Raw genomic sequence first — 17,924 nt, 5'->3', positions numbered from 1 at the left:
GGTTTGTTTTATTTAAAACTATTTTTCTATTTGTAGAATAATTTCTTTTGCTTTTTTGCCTTCTTCAGTGCTACCATAATTTACGCCAACAAACTCTAAAGCAATTTTATAAGCCTCGATATCTTTGTATTTACCAACAGCATACGCTTTTAAAAGCTCAAATTTAGGAATTAAATTGGAGCTTGGGACGGTTACAATAAACGCATCAATTTTTAAAACAACTTCTTCAAATTTGCCTTCTTTGTATAAATAGTACATTTTTTTGTACTCTTTTTCTACTTCATTTACAGTAACTTCTTCTTCTAAGATTACATTCGGATTTAAAATTATTTGTGCAAATTTGGTGTCTGGATATTGTGTAAGAATTACATTTTTATAGATTTCTGATTGATTTGCATCCCCTAAATTTTTATAAATTTGATACAAATGCCAATTTATAGGTAAAATTAACTCTTCCTTCGGATCTAAAGTTGCCAATCTTTCTAAGCGTGATTTTGCTAAATTTTGATTTTTAAATTGCTCTTTATAAATTAATCCTAGTTCGTACAAAGCCTGATTTCTATCAACTTTTAAGCTGTCTATGGTTTCTTTTCTATCCGGAATAGTGTGTAAATAGGAATCTAAATCATATCTTAAATTTACCGTGTTTACTTGTGCAGAATCTTTTGTTACTTTATTGCCAATTGTTGCTTTTTCAGACCATTTCCAATTATCTTCGAGCTTTCTGTTTCCCCAAATTTTTTGAAATTCTGTTTTACCAAAAGACGTCGATTGGTTGTTATAAAAATACCAACTGCCTTTCTTCCCAGATTGCAAACCAGCAACAGAATTGCCAAATGCCATTTGATTTAAACGCAATTGAGCAGTATCTTCATCTGCCTTTTTAAGCTTTTCTATATAGCTTTCAAAAAACAGTTTTTGTTCGTCTTTAGGTAAAGTTGCTATTCTTACAATACTATCGTTATTTGCAACAACTGCCTCAAACTTAATTAGAGACGCAAGATTTTTATATTTTCTTTTAATTCGTCTAATTCTAATATCTAAAGTGTCTTTAGAAACCTGTAAAACGCTATCATAATAAGCACTTGCATATTGATATTCTGAATCTTTAAAATACAAATCACCTAGTTTTTCGTAGGTAAAAGTCTTTTGTTTATCACTTCCGTTTTTAGCTCGTAAAGAATTATTATAATTATTTAAAGCTAATGTAATACTGTCATTATTTTGATGTAAAACACCCGTTTGATAATACAATTCGTCTAAATAAGGTCTATTATCTCTGTTTTTAATCAGCTTTTGCATTCTTTCTAACAAAGTTGTTGACAGAGAGTCTTTAGAGAAATTTTTTGCCAATTCTATATTTGCGTGAATCTTATATTTATAAGGTGCTTTTTTAAAGTTTACCAACTTTTCAAAAACGTAAAAAGCCGAATCTTTTTTATTTTCATCGCTATACATTTGCCCTAAAATAAATAAATTTCTAGCTCCTTGATCTCTGTTTTTCAAGGTTCTAGTTGCTAATTGCAAGTGTTTTTTAGCATTTTGTAGACTATCACTTTTTACATATGCCATCGCTAAAGCTGTGTGGCCTTGTTCCTTAATTTCATCTGGTAAATCAGCTTCTAAAGTGTCTCTAATAACCAATAATAATTTCATCGCTTCAATAGCCGTTTCTTCATTGTCAATTCTTGTATTGGCCTTTGCTCTCCAGATTTTAGTTTCTGCTATTAAATTCGCTTGCGGATAATTTGCAATTACATAATTGAAAGCGTCAATTGCAGGAATAAAACGTTGAGAATAATAACGAGATTTACCTAATAATAAATATGCGTTGTCTATCTGGCTATTATGCTCAGTTCCGTCGATATTCATGCCATGCTTTTGAATGGCTTTTACAGCTTTTTCTTCAGCTCTTTCAAAAGGGGTTAATTCTTTTTTTTCTTCTTCGGATGCTCCTCCAAAACCAGCTCCAGGATTCGAATTAAAAGATTCTAAGACAATTTTATCTTCTTCAAAAACAATTGGTTCAATGGGTAAACGACTAAACCAATCGTCTTTATAACCCGTATTTACTTCTTCAATACCTTTATTAAAGGCTTCTTGGCCGTTAAATAGAACATTAAATTTTGTGGTTATGGCATGAAAATTTCTGCTAATAATAGTATCTTTCTTTGTGCTACAAGAATATGCGGCAACAAAAAGAAGAAGAATCATAATTATTTTTTGAGTGTATTTTTTCACACGGATGCATCTAAATTAAAAAATCTTTTAAAGAAACTAAAAACTCTTATATAAAACTATTTTCTAAAGAAAAAAGTATACATAAGAGCGTAAAAATAGTAATAAAATAAGAATAGTCTCTTTAAACTGAAAAATAGCTTTCTAATTCTTTTAAAGTTTCTGTGGATGTTTGCAAATCTTTCACCACATTTCCATTATCTAAAACCACAATTCTCTCGCAAACTTCGGTTACGTGTGTTAAATCATGACTCGAAATTAAAACGGTAACTTCTTTGCTTGCAGTTAATTCCTTGATAATTATTTTTAATCTAATTTGTGTTGTCGGATCTAAATTCGCAAAAGGCTCGTCTAAAACAACCACTTTTGGATTCCCCATCATGGCAGCAACAATTCCTGCTTTTTTCTGATTTCCTTTGCTTAAATCTCTTAAATATTTTTTCTTTCCTGTAATTTCTCCGTTAAAAAATTCATCAAACTGACCTAAATATTTTGCAACATCAGCTTTGTTCATTCCTCTTAAATCGCCGATAAACTCAAAATATTCTTCTGGAGTTAAATACCCAATTAAAAATGATTCATCAATAAAAGAACCTGTAAATGTTTTCCATTCTTCGCTTTTATTTACTTGAATATCATGATTTATAATTGCGCCAGTAGTTGGTCTTACCAAATCTAGTAGTATGTTAAAATAGGTTGTTTTTCCTGCTCCGTTATTACCTACCAAACCAAAACTTTGACCTGTAGGAATCTCTAAAGAATCGATATGTAAAACTTCCGTTTTTCCGTATTTTTTTGAAAGTTGCGTAGTTTGTATCATTATTTTATGTCTTAGTTTTCTTGATTAAATGCGTGAATCATTACATATTTATTTGTAATGTATTTTTTGGTGATCAAAGCCATTAATTTTTGATGAAAAGCAATACCAATAAAGCCTAAACCAGCAATGACAACTACTGCTATTTCGAAACTTAACAACCAATCAATTAGTGCAAAAAGTCCCATTGGTAGCAACATTAATGGTAAACCAATTAGCCATTGTACAGCGCCTGTTCCTTGCAAATTAAAAGCAGCTTTTTCATCTAAATTTATTTTTTTTCTGTTAAAAGTTCCACCGTATAAAATTACATGTGTGTTTACGCCAATATTGTAAATCATGGCTGCAAAATGTACGAATAAAACTTTCCATCCAAAGTAAACATAGGGAATTCCCAATACAAAAAGAGCTACGACACTAATCGTCATGATTGTAAATTTAGATTCTAAATAACGATGGTATTTAAAATTCTGACTCATTAACATTTTATAATACCCAGAATCCCAAGCAGGAATAAATTGCCCAAAATTGATTAAAAAAGTTCCCGTGGAAAAAACACCAACCAAAACATACATAACGACCATGTCTTTATACATGGCTTGAGGATAGAAAAATAAACCATAACCTAAACTTATTAAAATCATCCAAGTAGAAGATTTTGTACGTTTATTACGCCAAATTAAACGCAAATCGTTTTTTATAAATGGTGCTAAATCGCCTAATTTATCTGCAAAAGATAAATCGGATGCGTTTGCTTCTTTTGTTTTTTCGGATATTAATGCATCTAAATAGACTTCGTTTCTTAATTGTTTATAATTTAACACGTAAAGAATTATCAGTAAAACTAAAAACGCAATTGCTGTGGTTGGGTTTTGGCATATAAAATCAAAACTTTCACCCACAAAACCAGCCAAATTAAAAATTTCATACTGTTGCACTAAATAACCACCAATTAACAAGGTTACTAATCCGCCAAGGGCCAGATTGTTTTTATTGATTAAAAAATTTAAAAAGTTAGCAGATTGAATCAATAAAATCATGGTTGCTAGCCAGCCTAAAATCCCAGCAACTTCATAACCTTCTTTGATTAAAACGACCGAAAACGGAATGTAAAAAAACAAACTCATGATATTAAAAAAGGAGAATGAAGATTTTATTAAAATAAAATGCACAATCTTATTTCTTGGGATGTTTAAAGTAAGGAGTGGTTTAATGTTCATTACGGGTAATTTTTGCATGATGTATCTAAAAATTAAATCGCCAACAATTGCAAAAAGTAAAAATGAATTGACTAAAATAAGTGGATCTTTATCAGGAAATTGTTCTTCAAGAATGTAAAATCCGCCAATACCAATTATTAAAAAGGAAGCTATAAAATAGAGCGCAAAGAGCACTAAAAGAATATTTAAAAAAATACTTTTTTGCCAATTTGCAGACCTAAAATATTGTTTCCATTCTAATTTTAAAAAGTGTGAAATCATAAGTTTAGTAAATTAGTTTGATTGCTAATAAGTAGTTGAAAAACGTGTTTTGTTACAGATTATTTACTAATTTATATTCTGGATACGTTTCGTGCAATAATTCTTCTGCTTTTTGAGGTATGATATAATTGGAAACATAAAAGAGAATACACAACAAAGTTAAAACAACCGAAATTATAAGTACCCAATACATATTTAATGAGCTAAAATCGGATCCTGTTAAATTAAAAGTATTAAATAAGTTGACAAAAGTAAAACCTGTAAAGCCGTTTTTGGTATCGCCAATCATAGATTCTAACAGAAAAATCTTCTCTTTTTTAGCTTCCTTTTTTTTATGTTGCTTTCTTACAAAATAAACAATTCTCATTTCTAAAGTAATTAAAATCAAAAGTGTTGCTAAGAATATATACTCAGAATATTGAATTTGCAGTAACATAAAAAAGATAAAAAATACACTAATAGTAATGACTATTTTAGGAACTGTAAACCATTCTTTTGCAAAACGTAAAATTATTTTCCAATACCGTTTATTCATTGCTTTTTGCTTGGCATCAATAACATCCATAAAACCAAAAATTCCGAATTTTTTGAATGATGTATCTCTTGCATCTTCAAAGGAAAGCTTTGGTTTATCTACCCAAATTTCTTCAATATCGTTTGCTAAATGATCTACTAACTCAGATTGTACATCGTAAAAATACACATAGTGTTCTCGGGTAAATTTATAGAGCTCATCTATTTGATTTTCTGTTAATTTCATTATTAAGTAATTTAAATAAATTTATATTCAGGGTAATTTTCTTGCAATAATTGGTTTGCTTTTTTAGGAATAACTATTAATGTGATGTACCCAAAAATAACCAAAAAAGTAAACAGGAATGCAGAAAATGCTTTTCTAAAATCGCCTATTATTAGAAAATCTTTGGTATTTGAAAAAGGGAAATTAAAAAAGTAAAATAAAATTAAAGTAGCACTTCCTAAACCTTGAATGTTTATAATGTTTTCAAATAACCATTTTTTATTAGTTGTTTTGAATTTCTTTTTTAGTTTTCTAGAATTTAGAATAATCAAGGTTATTTGAGCAAAAATAATACCCATAAATATGGCATTGTATACAATATCTGCATTCGGTACTTTTTGAAGTTGATAAAACCCGAAAAAAATCAATAGCGTGAATACAATTTTAAGAGGTTTAAACCATTCTTTTATAAACTTTAAAATGAGTTTAAAATACTTTTTTGTCATTTGTGATTCTTTTGATTGCACAACATCCATAAAACCAAAAATTCCGAATTTTTTAAATGATTTATCTCTTGCATCTTCAAAAGATAAATTTGGATTTTCTTCTGAAATTTGCTCAATATCATTGGCTAAATGATCTACTAATTCTGTTTGTACATCATAATATTCTACAAAATGCTGACGTGTAAATATGTAGAGTTCTTCTGTGTGTTTTTTAGTTAATTCCATCGTTATTAAATTTTAGATTTCTTGATCACTTCTTCGTGCTTTTTATAGAAATAATGACAGATATACGTTACTGCAAAACCACCACTTTGAAAACTAATTAAAAAAGGAATTAAACTTCCATCATCATTAAAATAATTACCCATCAATAAAGGAAGAATTAAGAAAATAACACCTAAATATTGCGTTTTTAAGATAAAACGATAGGTTGTTTTTACTTTGGCTTTTATAACTTTTAGGATGATATAGATTAAATAGCAGAAGAAAACAGCTGAAATTGAATTCAAAAATCCGTTTAAAAAATCTATTGTATTTTTTTGGAAAACAATAGAAATATTAGTGAAAATTATCATTGGTAAAATATAAGCTGTCAAATACAAAAAGTAAAATGGTTTAAACATTTTTACCGCTTTTTTCACCACAATTTTAGATTCTGAATATTGCAATCCAAAAAAGAAACTTGAAGTGTCTCTAAAATATGTTTCCCATCGAAGTTTAACTAAAGCAAACGCATTTTCGAAAGAGTAATTTTTATCCAGTAAACTTTCAACATCCGAAGTGATGTGATCTAAAATCTCGGCATTTAAATCGACGAAATCAAACTTTATTTTTGCAAGATAATTTTCTATTTCTTCCAGTTGTTGTGCTGTTATCTCCATGTTACTCCAAACTAAATTTAGGATTTACTAAATGTTGCATTGTTTTTAAAAACTCTTGCATTTCATCCAACTTGTTGGCAGTTTCTTTGGTGCCACTTTCTGTAAGTTTGTAATATTTTCTCAGTCGGTTACCAACTTTTGCAACTTCAACATCCAACAAACCATCGGCTTCTAATTTGTGCAAAGCTGGGTATAAAGCGCCTTCTGTAATTTTTAAATCGCCCTTGGTTAATTCTTTTACTTTTTGTGTAATTTCATACCCATACATTTTATCATGGGTTTCTAATAATTTTAAAATGATAGTTTGTAAAGAACCTTTGTATAATTTCTGATTTCCCATTTTTTTTTGTGTAATCGGTTATGTGTTTAATCGTGTAATTGTTTATGTGTTTAATATTAAAACTGAACCTAAACTATTTGGCTGTCACTTCCAGTGATTTCGATTTTTCAACGAAATTGTATCGAGAAGTTAATTTGTGATCGATTTAATATTAAAAATTATCTAATTGCTGTTTTCTAAAAAATCAAATATATACATAATTTTTTGATGCATAGGCTTCTTATGTATAAATATTTTTGGATTGGTTAGATTTCTAATAAATTTAAAAGAATCACAAAATTTTTAAAAACATGTAAAATTTGTATCTCATTTTGTAATTTCGGGAGATGGAATTGGAACCTCCTTTTCGTAAAATAATTCATGTAGATATGGATGCTTATTATGCATCTGTAGCGCAATTAGACAATCCTGAATTAAGAGGAAAGGCTATTGCAGTTGGCGGAAACGAAATAAGAGGTGTTATTTCTGCAGCCAGTTATGAAGCGCGTAAATTTGGTGTAAGATCAGCAATGAGCAGCAATTTAGCAAAGCAAAAATGTCCGCATTTAATTTTTGTAAAAACCGATTTTGCGCGTTACAAAGAAATATCAGCAAAAATTAGAGAAATTTTTTACGACTATACAGATTTAGTAGAACCTCTTTCTTTGGATGAAGCCTATTTGGATGTCACAGAAAATAAAAAAGGGAATCCGTCTGCAAGTTTGATTGCCAAAGAAATTAGACAGCGAATTTTTGATGAAGTTGGTTTGTATGCCTCTGCAGGGATTTCTATTAACAAATTTATTGCAAAAGTAGCTTCGGATATTAACAAACCAAACGGACAAAAAACAGTGAATCCGGAGGATGTAATTCAGTTTTTAGAAGAATTGCCCGTCAATAAGTTTTACGGAGTTGGCAAAGTTACTGCCGCAAAAATGTATAATTTAGGTATTTTTGTAGGGAATGATTTAAAGAAAAAATCGTTAGAAGAACTCGTTAAATTCTTCGGAAAATCAGGAACAAATTATTACAATATTGTTAGAGGAATTCATAATAGCAAAGTAAAACCGAATAGAATTCAGAAATCGATTGCTGCAGAAAGAACGTTTAATGAAAATATTTCTTCAGAAATTTTTATGATTGATAAATTAGAGAAAATTGCTGATGAACTAGAAAGGCGCATGAAAAAATCGGATACGAAAGGAAAAACGATTACGCTAAAAATTAAATATTCAGATTTTACACAACAAACCAGAAGCAAAACAAAAGGAGTTTTTATGCAAACGAAGCGCGATTTTTTTCCGATTGTAAAAGAATTATTATTTCAAGAAAAATTAAAAAATTCTGTACGGCTATTAGGAATTTCTTTCGGAAATTTAAACACAGAAAAAAAAGAACCAATTTGGGTGCAATTACAATTTGAGTTTTGACGCAATTAAAAAAGACCTCAAGAATTTTTAAAACCTTTGAGATCTTAAAAAGATAAAAATGACTATTTTAAGAACAAATTCAGAAAACCAAGACTTCGTTCTTTTGATACAGCACTTAGATTCGTATCTAAAAATTACGGATGGAGACGAACACGCTTTTTATAATCAGTTTAATAATATTGATGTCATTAAAAATGTGGTTGTAGTGTATGCTGATAAAAAACCAGTTGGTTGTGGAGCAATTAAAAAGTTTGATAAAAACACTGTAGAAGTAAAAAGAATGTTTGTTTCTTCGTATTTTAGAAACCAAGGATTCGCGCAAAAAGTATTGCAGGAATTAGAAATTTGGGCAAAAGAATTAGGCTATAAAAAATGTGTTTTAGAAACAGGAAAAAGACAACTTGAAGCCGTGAAATTTTATCACAAATGTGGCTATCATGTACTATCGAATTACGGCCAATACAAAGAAATGGAAAATAGTATTTGTTTTGAAAAAAAGATATAAATGAATTATAGTTATTGGGAATTAAAAGAGTGGTTTACAAACATCGATTTTACAATTGTTGGTAGTGGAATTGTGGGTTTAAATTGCGCTTTAGAATTGAAGAAAAACGATCCAAAAGCTAAAATTTTAATTCTTGAAAAGGGAATGTTACCACAAGGTGCGAGCACTAAAAATGCAGGTTTTGCTTGTTTTGGAAGTTTGTCAGAAATTATTGATGATTTAAATTCTCATACTAAAGAAGAGGTTTTTAATTTGGTAAATCAACGCTGGAAAGGAGTGCAATTATTGCGTACAAATTTAGGAGATGAGAACATCGATTTTCAACAAAACAAAGGCTTTGAATTATGCAAAGACCAAGCTTTTTTTGAGGAATGTATTTCTCAAAAAGAGGAAATTAATCAGCGTTTAAAACCTATTTTTAAAGCAGACGTTTTTTCTATTTCTGATAATAATTTTAGTTTTCAAAAAGTACATCAGCAATACATTGTAAATAATTTTGAAGGTCAGATTGATACCGGTAAAATGGCGGCTGAATTGTTATTGAAAGTCCAAAAGTTGGGTGTTAAAATAGTAAATAATATTTCTGTGGATGGTTTTGTCGAAACAGGAAATCAGATAGAAGTAAAAACGGATAAAATAACTTTTAAAACAACTAAACTATTTATCGCTACAAATGGTTTTGCGTCTCAGCTTTTACAAGAAAATGTGCAACCTGCAAGAGCGCAAGTTTTGATTACAAAACCCATTAAAAATTTACACATAAAAGGAACTTTTCATTTAGACAAAGGCTATTATTATTTTAGAAATATTGATAATAGAATTTTGTTTGGAGGCGGCAGAAATCTCGATTTTAGAACGGAAGAAACTACAGAATTTGGTGAAACAGCAATCATTCAAAATGAATTAGAAAAAATATTAAAAGAAACTATTTTACCAAATACTAATTTTGAAATTGAACACAGATGGAGCGGAATTATGGGTGTGGGGAATCAGAAAAAAGCAATTGTAAAACAAGTTTCTGAAAACGTTTTTTGCGGAGTTCGTTTAGGCGGAATGGGAATTGCAATTGGCAGTTTGGTTGGTAAAGAATTAGCGGAATTATTAAAATAAATGGAAAAAATTATTGAAACTAAAAATCAAATAAAGGGTAAATTCGCTGCTGATATTATTATAATTGGTGGCGGTTTGGCAGGTTTGTGTAATGCGATTCACTTGTCTAAATTTGGTAAAAAAGTAGTATTGATTGAGAAAAATGAATATCCAAAACACAAAGTTTGTGGCGAGTATATTTCGAATGAAGTGTTGCCTTATTTAGAGTTTTTGGATATCAACCCTTTTGATTTCGGCGCTGTAAAAATTGATAATTTTCAACTTTCAACAACTAAAAATAACTTGATTTCAGCCAAATTACCTTTGGGCGGGTTTGGTATTTCTCGGTACACTTTAGATTTGGAATTATCAAAAAAAGCAATAAAAAATGGTGTAAAAATTTTACAAGATTCTGTTGTAAATGTTGATTTTTCAGAAGAATTATTTCACGTTGAAACAAAAGAAAACAATACTTTTACTTCAAAAATTGCTATTGGGGCTTTTGGAAAACGTTCTTTATTAGATGTAAAAATGGATCGTGATTTTATTCAAAAAAAATCACCTTATTTAGGTGTAAAAATTCATGTAAAAGGAAATTTTCAGCAAGATTTAGTAGCGCTTCATAATTTTAAAGGAGGGTATTGTGGTGTTTCTAAAGTAGAAAATAACGCGATTAATTTGTGTTATATCACTAATTATTCCGCCTTTAAAAAGTATAAAAACATCGATGATTTTCAGGAAAATGTTGTTTTCAAAAATCAATTTTTAAAAGAAATTTTTAAGAATACAGAACCAATATTTGACAAACCACTTTCTATCAGTCAGATTTCTTTTGAAACTAAAAATCCGATTGAAAATCACATGATTATGTGTGGCGATTCTGCCGGCATGATTCATCCACTTTGTGGCAACGGAATGAGTATGGCAATTCAATCTGCACAAATAGCATCTAAATTGATTCTAAATTATTACAAAGGTGTTAATTCTTCAAGAAGTGAGCTCGAAAAGCAGTACCTTAGACAGTGGAATAAGCAATTTAAATGGAGGTTAAAAGCAGGTCATTTTATTGCAATGTTATTTAGAAAAAATACAATTGCTAATTTATTGTTGCAGGTTTTAAGAAGAGCCCCTTTTATAATTCCTATGATTATTAAACAAACGCACGGTAAACCGATGAAATTATAATGGAGTTTTTTATCAGCACTAAAAATAGAACTGACAAAGAAGAATTGATGGACGATTTTTCTATTGGTGGCGAATTGTTAAGAGATACTTTAGATAAATTAGAAAACATAAATCGTTGGTTAGGAGGTAATAAGTTAGCCGTAAACGGATTAAAAACGATTTTAATAGATAGCTCAAAAGAACAAGAAATCACAATTATAGATATTGGTTGTGGTCACGGAGATATTTTGCGAGATGTTGCCAAGTTTGGCAGAAAAAATGGGTATCAATTTAAGTTGATTGGTATTGATGCAAATCCTACTGCGATCGAATATGCGAATGAATTATCTATAGAATATCCAGAATTGAGTTTTGAAACCCAAGATATTTTTTCGGATGAATTTAAAAACAGAACCTTTGATGTTGTTTTAGCAACTTTATTTTTACACCATTTTAAACAGCCAGCGTTGGTTTCCTTTTTAAATAATACTTTAAAACAAACTAAAATAGGGATTGTTGTAAACGATTTACACAGAAATAAATTAGCGTATTATTTATTTATGTTGCTATCTATTTTTATCAAAAATAGAATGATTATTGAAGACGGATTAACTTCTGTTTTAAGAGGATTTAAAAGAAAAGATTTAATAGAACTGTCAGAAAAAATAAATGTAAAACCATTGATTTCTTGGAAATGGGCATTTCGATATTTATGGATTCTAAAGAGTTCAAAGTTTTAAGTTTAAGGTATAAAGTTAAAATAAATTAAAGCAATGTACGGTTTAATAACCATTGAAAATCAGTAAAATCCGTGTCAAAAAAGATATAATAAAATTCCGAGAATCTCTGCAAGAAAGCTTTGTGAATCTCTGCGTAACAAAAAATTATGAAAGTAAAAATAACAGCGGTTGCAAAGCAACTCCCAAAATATTACAGAGAAACAAAGGATATCATTCCATTTGTACAACTATGGATGCAAGATCAAGACACTCGTTTTCAACGAAAAGTAACCAAGCTTTTTGAAGGCGCTGGCGTTGATAGGCGGTACTCAATTATGGATCCTGAGGAAGTTTTTACAGCTACTTCTTTTGAAGATAAAAACAATATTTATGCAAGAGAAGTTGTGCAGTTGGCAGAACAATCGCTAAAAAAATCATTAGAAAAAGCAAATTTAAAAGCAACAGATTTAGACTACATTATTACCGTAAGTTGCACCGGAATTATGATTCCTTCAATGGATGCGTATTTGATAAATTCTCTAGGAATGAAGAAAGATATTGTACGTTTGCCAGTTACAGAAATGGGCTGTGCCGCAGGAGTCTCGGGCATTATTTACGCTAAGAATTTTTTAAAATCAAATCCTAATAAAAGAGCGGCAGTAGTTGCCGTTGAAGCGCCAACAGCAACATTTCAATTAGAAGATTATTCGATGGCAAATATTGTAAGCGCTGCTATTTTTGGTGATGGCGCATCCGCAGTAATTTTGTCTTCTTGTGAAGAAGATAAAGGTCCGGAAATAATTGACGAAGCCATGTATCATTTTTATGATGCAACGCATATGATGGGTTTTAATTTGGTAAATTCTGGGTTACAAATGATTTTGGATAAGGAAGTTCCGCAGAAAATATCAGATCATTTTCCGGCAATTGTACATCCATTTTTAGAACGAAATAATTTAACGATTGAAGATGTAAATCACTTGATTTTTCATCCGGGAGGAAAAAAAATTGTACAAACTGTAGAGGCTTTATTTGGTGTTTTAGGTAAAAACATAGACGATACAAAAGAGGTTTTAAGATTGTATGGCAATATGTCTAGCGCAACCGTTTTATATGTTTTAGAACGCTTTATGGATCGAAATCCTGCAAAAGGCGAACGCGGTTTAATGCTGAGTTTTGGTCCTGGTTTTTCTGCACAAAGAATTTTGTTAGAGTGGTAATTTTAGATGTAAACCTTAATGTTACACTTAGTTTGTCGAAGTGAAATAAATAAAGAATGAGAGAGTTTCAAGATAAAAATTATTGGGCAATTATTTTAGGAGGTTCTAGCGGATTAGGTTTGGCAACAGCAAAAAAGTTGGCGAAGCACGGCATGAATATTTGTGTTGTTCATAGAAATTCGAGAGCCCAAATTCAAGAAATTGAAAAACATTTTGATGAAATTAGGGAAGAAAATATAGCATTTACTTCTTTTAATGTAGACGCTTTGAATTCAGAAAAAAGAGAAAATGTTTTATCGGAAATAAAAGAGAAATTAGGCTTAAATGGCAAAGTGAAAACCTTGGTGCATTCTATTGCAAAAGGCAATTTAAAACCGATGATTTCTGATAATCTTCAAAGATTACAAAACGACGATTTTCAAATCACAATCAATGCAATGGCAATTAGTCTGTATGATTGGTTTCAGGCAATTTTTGATAAAAAATTATTTGCTGATGACGCAAGAATTATCGGTTTTACAAGTGAAGGAAACACAAAACCTTGGAAAAATTACGCAGCAGTTTCTGCGGCAAAAGTTACCTTAGAAGCAATCTCCAGAAACATTGCTTTAGAGTTTGCGCCCTTGGGAATTAGATCAAATTGTATTCAGGCTGGCGTTACAAATACCGCTTCTTTGAATATGATTCCAGATAGTGAAAGTATCAAAAATCATACTTTAAAAAGAAATCCGTTTGGTAAATTAACTATTCCGGAAGATGTGGCAAACGTGGTTTATTTATTGAATAAAGATGAAGCTTCGTGGATTAACGGAACGATTATTAAAGTTGATGGTGGCGAAAGTTTAAATTAGAATGGATACAAAAAATATCATACAATATTTACCCTATAGCAAACCTTTTTTGTTTGTGGATGAACTTTTAGAAGTTTCAGAAAATGGCGTTTCAGGCACATATACATTTAGTGAAAGTGAGTTTTTTTACAAAGGTCATTTTAAAGAAAATCCAATAACGCCAGGTGTGATTTTAACGGAAACGATGGCGCAAATTGGCTTGGTTTGTTTGGGTATTTATTTGTTAAAAGAGGATATTTCATCAAAAAAAAAACCTCAAATAGCCTTAACTTCCAATCAAGTCGATTTCTTTTTACCTGTGTATCCGAATGAAAAAGTAAGAGTTGTTTCAGAAAAAGAATATTTTAGATTTAACAAATTAAAATGTGCTGTAAAAATGTACAATATAAAGGGCGAATTGGTCTGTAGAGGAACTATTTCTGGAATGATTATCGCTAAATAAAAATTGTCAGTTCGAGTGATTCCGCTTTTGGGCGGGATTGTATCGAGAACAGATTAAAACGTATTAAAATTTGAAAAACAGAGTCGTAATTACAGGTTTAGGGGTTGTCGCACCAAACGGAGTAGGCCTAGAAGCGTTTACAAAAGCCCTAAAAACAGGAACATCAGGAATTACTTTTCATCAAGAATTACAAGACAAAGGTTTTTCTTGCTGTATTGGCGGAATTCCAGAAGTTTCCGAAGAAAAAAAGTTAGCATATTTAACACCTTTGCAACTCAGAGGGTTTAATAGTACCTCTATTTTATATGGTTGCATGGCAGGAATTGACGCTTGGAAAGATGCTGGTTTTTCTGTGGATGAAAACTCAAATTTAGACTACGATTCAGGTTTAATTTTCGGAACAGGAACTTCAGGAATTGAGAAATTTAGAGAATCCATTTACTTGATTGATGAACAAAAGGTAAGACGATTAGGAAGTACTTCTGTAGTGCAAACGATGGCAAGCGGAATTTCTGCATATTTAGGTGGAATTTTAGGTTTTGGTAATCAAGTAACGACAAATTCATCTGCTTGTACAACTGGTACAGAAGCACTTTTAGTAGGTTTTGAACGCATTAAAAACGGGAAAGCAAAACGAATGTTAGTGGGTAGTTCTAGCGATAGTAGTTTATATACTTGGGGTGGTTTTGATGCGATGCGAGTAATGACTTATAAACACAATGAAACACCAGAAAAAGGTTCTAGACCGATGAGCGAAACAGCATCAGGATTTGTACCTGGAAGTGGATCAGGGGCCTTGGTTTTAGAATCTTTAGAGAGTGCTTTAGCAAGAAACGCAACCATTTATGCAGAGGTTTTGGGAGGGAATGTCAATTCTGGCGGACAAAGAAATAGCGGAACATTAACTGCACCCAATCCAGAAGCAGTTCAAAAATGCATTACAGATGCATTGCTAGATTCAGAAATTGTAGCATCAGAAATTGATGTAATAAACGGACATTTAACAGCCACATCAAAAGATGGTTTAGAAATAGAAAACTGGACGAATGCTTTACAGAGAAAAGGAGCTGATTTTCCTTATATAAACTCCTTAAAATCTATGGTTGGGCATTGTTTGGCTGCAGCTGGTGCGATAGAATCTGTAGCTTCTGTGTTGCAAATTAAAGAACAGTTTGTTTTTCCGAATATTAATTGTGAAGACATTCATCCAGAAATAGTAGCATTGATTTCTTCGGATAAAATTCCGACTAAAATGATTGAAAAAAATATAAATATTGTAGCAAAAGCAAGTTTTGGTTTTGGTGATGTAAATGCATGTGTTATCTTTAAAAAATATATTCAATAAAATGACAAAAGAAGAATTAATTATAAAGTTAAAAGTGATTGTAAAACCATACATCCAAGATGAGGAAGCTTTTAAAAACTTAACGGAAGAAACAGATTTTATCAATGATTTAAAAATAAATTCTGCCAATTTAGTAGATGTTATTTTAGATGTAGAAGATGAGTTTAACATAGAAATTGACAACGATTCTATGGAGAAAATGCTTTCTGTAAAAGCAGCGATGCAAATTATTGAAGAAAAATTATCAGCATAATGATTGGTAATGATATTGTTGATTTAGAGGTAGCGAAAACCCAAAGTAATTGGCAGCGAAAAGGATTTTTAGAAAAACAATTTACAGCGGAAGAACAAAAAATTATTTTAAATTCAGAAAATCCTTTTTTGCAAGTTTGGTTGTTCTGGACTATGAAAGAAGCTGCTTATAAATGCTTTGTGCAAGAGTTTCAAAAACGTTTTTTCGCACCTAAAAAATTTAGGTGTAAAATATTTTCTGAATCAGAGGGGATAGTAGAAGTAGAAAATTCTTTTTATTACATAAAATACGTAATATCAGAAAACTATATCCACAGTTTTGCTGTAAAAAATAAAATAAGTAAAATGGTTTCAGAGTCTTTTTTTATAGAAAAAAAAGCTTTTCAAACCAAAACTACAAACCAGCAAATGTTGTCTTATTTTGCTGAAGATGTTGTTGTTCAAAAAAATGAATTTCAAGTTCCATTTTTATATCAGCAAGAAATAAAATTACCAGTTGCTGTTTCAACTTCTCATCATGGAAATTATGGTGGATTTGCTTTTTTAAATACCTAATGAATATCAAACAAGAACTTTTTAAACAATGTGAAGCGTTTGTAAATAAACGTGCACAAACGGTTGAGGAAATTATTTCATCCAACCAAAAAGCATTGCATTCTGAAACTAAGAGTTCTGCTGGAGATAAACACGAAACTGGCAGAGCGATGTTGCAATTAGAAATGGAAAAAGCGAGTCAGCAATTTGCTGGAATTCAAGAAATGAAAGAAATTTTATCAAAAATTAATACTACTAAAACTTTAAAAATTGCTCATTTAGGAAGCGTCATTTTTACAGATACAACCAATTACTTTTTAAGTATTTCTGCAGGTAAGCTAACATTTGGTGGAGATGATTTTTTTGCGATTTCCGTATCCTCTCCAATTGGGAAACTATTACTAGGAAGCAATGAAAATAAAGAGTTTTCTTTTAACGAAAATAAAATAAAAATTAAACAGATTCTATAAAAGAAAGTGCGATAGTTTCTCCCTTTTGTAACGCTACAGGATTGTTAAAAAATATATTTTGATTTTCAAATTCTGCTTCAATCAGCCAATAGGAACCTTTAAAATAAGTGTTCAAAACTATTGCAGGCAAGTTAGATTTTTCTACGACTTTTATGTGGTGAGGATATAATAAAACATTTTTACCATGAATAGTAATTTCATTTACATCGTCAAACAAAGCAGCAACATATTTTTCTTTTGGGTTTTTATAAATCTCTTTTGGCGCATCTTTTACTAGAATTTTATTATTTCTAATTACAATTAATTGATCAGCAAAAGAAAGTGCATCATTTTTATCGTGCGTAGCAACAATACAAGCTATGTTTTTTTCTTTTAAATAGGTAAATAAATTTCTTCTAAGAGCGTTTTTTTTAAAGTTGTCTATTTGGCTAAAAGGTTCATCTAGCAACAGTAATTCTGGCTCATTCGCTAAAGCTCGTGCAATGGCAACGCGTTGTTTTTGACCACCACTTAAATTTTTAACTTTTGTGTTGGCAAAAGGTTTCATTTCAATCACGTCCAATAATTCTTGTGTACGTTTTTCACTTTCTTCAGGATAAAAGCGCGACAAGAATTTTTTAATATTTTCAGATACAGAGGTGTATGGCATTAAATCAAAATCTTGCGCAACATATTTAAAAAAATCCATTCCCGGAACTAAATGAAATTTAGGTCCTAAAACCTTATTTTCCTTCCAAAAAATTGTTCCATTTTTTAAGTTAACTAAACCATAAATGGCTTTTAAAAGGGTAGATTTTCCACAACCACTTTCACCCATTACACAAAGGTGTTCCCCTTCATTTAAAGTGAAGTTAAAACTGTTTAAAACAATTTTCTTTTTAGAATATCCAAAAGTAATGTTGTTTACTTGCAGCATACAGTT

Annotated in this window: 20 protein-coding genes; 12 read left to right on the top strand and 8 right to left on the bottom strand. The window is 30.5% G+C overall.

Annotation, left to right across the window (positions count from 1 at the left end):
- Positions 1-18: 18 nt before the first annotated feature.
- The 7 genes from porW to BST83_RS16480 form a co-directional block, all read right to left on the bottom strand.
- Positions 19-2,214, bottom strand: a complete 2,196-nt coding sequence (gene porW / locus BST83_RS16510) for a type IX secretion system periplasmic lipoprotein PorW/SprE (RefSeq protein WP_104810923.1) — start codon at positions 2,212-2,214, stop codon at positions 19-21.
- A 148-nt stretch (positions 2,215-2,362) separates the two neighbouring features.
- The gene (locus BST83_RS16505; protein WP_104810727.1) at positions 2,363-3,058 is read right to left on the bottom strand and encodes an ABC transporter ATP-binding protein; all 696 of its coding nucleotides are present in this window, start codon (positions 3,056-3,058) and stop codon (positions 2,363-2,365) included.
- An 11-nt stretch (positions 3,059-3,069) separates the two neighbouring features.
- Entirely contained in the window at positions 3,070-4,536 is a 1,467-nt protein-coding gene (locus BST83_RS16500) for a DUF5687 family protein (RefSeq protein WP_104810726.1), read from the bottom strand.
- Between the two features lie 52 nt (positions 4,537-4,588).
- On the bottom strand, positions 4,589-5,296 hold the full coding sequence (locus BST83_RS16495; protein WP_104810725.1) for a hypothetical protein: 708 nt from the start codon (positions 5,294-5,296) through the stop codon (positions 4,589-4,591).
- Positions 5,297-5,307: 11 nt separating this feature from the next.
- On the bottom strand, positions 5,308-6,006 hold the full coding sequence (locus BST83_RS16490; RefSeq protein ID WP_104810724.1) for a hypothetical protein: 699 nt from the start codon (positions 6,004-6,006) through the stop codon (positions 5,308-5,310).
- A gap of 5 nt (positions 6,007-6,011) precedes the next feature.
- On the bottom strand, positions 6,012-6,662 hold the full coding sequence (locus BST83_RS16485) for a phosphatase PAP2 family protein (RefSeq protein WP_104810723.1): 651 nt from the start codon (positions 6,660-6,662) through the stop codon (positions 6,012-6,014).
- Between the two features lies 1 nt (position 6,663).
- Positions 6,664-7,002, bottom strand: coding sequence for a PadR family transcriptional regulator (locus BST83_RS16480; protein ID WP_104810722.1), 339 nt, complete (start codon positions 7,000-7,002; stop codon positions 6,664-6,666).
- A gap of 326 nt (positions 7,003-7,328) precedes the next feature.
- Between BST83_RS16480 and dinB the strand changes: the two genes are divergently transcribed.
- From dinB to BST83_RS16420, 12 genes are all read left to right on the top strand, one after another.
- Positions 7,329-8,411, top strand: coding sequence for a DNA polymerase IV (dinB, locus tag BST83_RS16475; RefSeq protein ID WP_104810721.1), 1,083 nt, complete (start codon positions 7,329-7,331; stop codon positions 8,409-8,411).
- A 58-nt stretch (positions 8,412-8,469) separates the two neighbouring features.
- On the top strand, positions 8,470-8,916 hold the full coding sequence (locus BST83_RS16470) for a GNAT family N-acetyltransferase (protein ID WP_205853598.1): 447 nt from the start codon (positions 8,470-8,472) through the stop codon (positions 8,914-8,916).
- Positions 8,917-10,026 carry an NAD(P)/FAD-dependent oxidoreductase gene (locus tag BST83_RS16465; protein ID WP_104810719.1) on the top strand — a complete coding sequence of 370 codons (1,110 nt, stop codon included), beginning with the start codon at positions 8,917-8,919 and terminating at the stop codon, positions 10,024-10,026.
- Positions 10,027-11,190 carry an NAD(P)/FAD-dependent oxidoreductase gene (locus tag BST83_RS16460; RefSeq protein ID WP_104810718.1) on the top strand — a complete coding sequence of 388 codons (1,164 nt, stop codon included), beginning with the start codon at positions 10,027-10,029 and terminating at the stop codon, positions 11,188-11,190.
- Positions 11,190-11,909 (top strand): methyltransferase domain-containing protein, encoded by a 720-nt coding sequence (locus BST83_RS16455; protein WP_104810717.1) that lies wholly within the window; start codon positions 11,190-11,192, stop codon positions 11,907-11,909. The genes BST83_RS16460 and BST83_RS16455 overlap by 1 nt, the downstream gene beginning before the upstream one ends.
- Before the next feature lie 146 nt (positions 11,910-12,055).
- Positions 12,056-13,108 (top strand): type III polyketide synthase, encoded by a 1,053-nt coding sequence (locus BST83_RS16450; protein WP_104810716.1) that lies wholly within the window; start codon positions 12,056-12,058, stop codon positions 13,106-13,108.
- Positions 13,109-13,164: 56 nt separating this feature from the next.
- Positions 13,165-13,959, top strand: a complete 795-nt coding sequence (locus tag BST83_RS16445) for an SDR family oxidoreductase (protein WP_104810715.1) — start codon at positions 13,165-13,167, stop codon at positions 13,957-13,959.
- A 1-nt stretch (position 13,960) separates the two neighbouring features.
- Positions 13,961-14,401, top strand: coding sequence for a 3-hydroxyacyl-ACP dehydratase FabZ family protein (locus tag BST83_RS16440; protein ID WP_104810714.1), 441 nt, complete (start codon positions 13,961-13,963; stop codon positions 14,399-14,401).
- Between the two features lie 70 nt (positions 14,402-14,471).
- Complete coding sequence (locus BST83_RS16435; protein ID WP_104810713.1) at positions 14,472-15,746, top strand: beta-ketoacyl-[acyl-carrier-protein] synthase family protein; 1,275 nt, start codon at positions 14,472-14,474, stop codon at positions 15,744-15,746.
- A 1-nt stretch (position 15,747) separates the two neighbouring features.
- Complete coding sequence (locus BST83_RS16430) at positions 15,748-15,999, top strand: acyl carrier protein (protein ID WP_104810922.1); 252 nt, start codon at positions 15,748-15,750, stop codon at positions 15,997-15,999.
- The gene (locus BST83_RS16425) at positions 15,999-16,553 is read left to right on the top strand and encodes a 4'-phosphopantetheinyl transferase family protein (RefSeq protein ID WP_104810712.1); all 555 of its coding nucleotides are present in this window, start codon (positions 15,999-16,001) and stop codon (positions 16,551-16,553) included. The genes BST83_RS16430 and BST83_RS16425 overlap by 1 nt, the downstream gene beginning before the upstream one ends.
- A complete protein-coding gene (locus tag BST83_RS16420) occupies positions 16,553-17,002 on the top strand; it encodes a 3-oxoacyl-ACP synthase (protein WP_104810711.1) in 450 nt (149 codons plus the stop codon). The genes BST83_RS16425 and BST83_RS16420 overlap by 1 nt, the downstream gene beginning before the upstream one ends.
- Here BST83_RS16420 and BST83_RS16415 read toward each other — a convergent pair.
- Positions 16,986-17,918 carry an ABC transporter ATP-binding protein gene (locus BST83_RS16415; protein ID WP_104810710.1) on the bottom strand — a complete coding sequence of 311 codons (933 nt, stop codon included), beginning with the start codon at positions 17,916-17,918 and terminating at the stop codon, positions 16,986-16,988. The two genes, BST83_RS16420 and BST83_RS16415, sit on opposite strands and share 17 nt — an antisense overlap.
- Positions 17,919-17,924 lie beyond the last annotated feature (6 nt).

It is taken from the genome of Polaribacter filamentus, from assembly GCF_002943715.1.
Lineage (GTDB): Bacteria > Bacteroidota > Bacteroidia > Flavobacteriales > Flavobacteriaceae > Polaribacter > Polaribacter filamentus.
The sequence above is the reverse complement of the archived record's forward strand: the minus strand, read 5'-3'. Positions and strand labels throughout refer to the sequence as shown.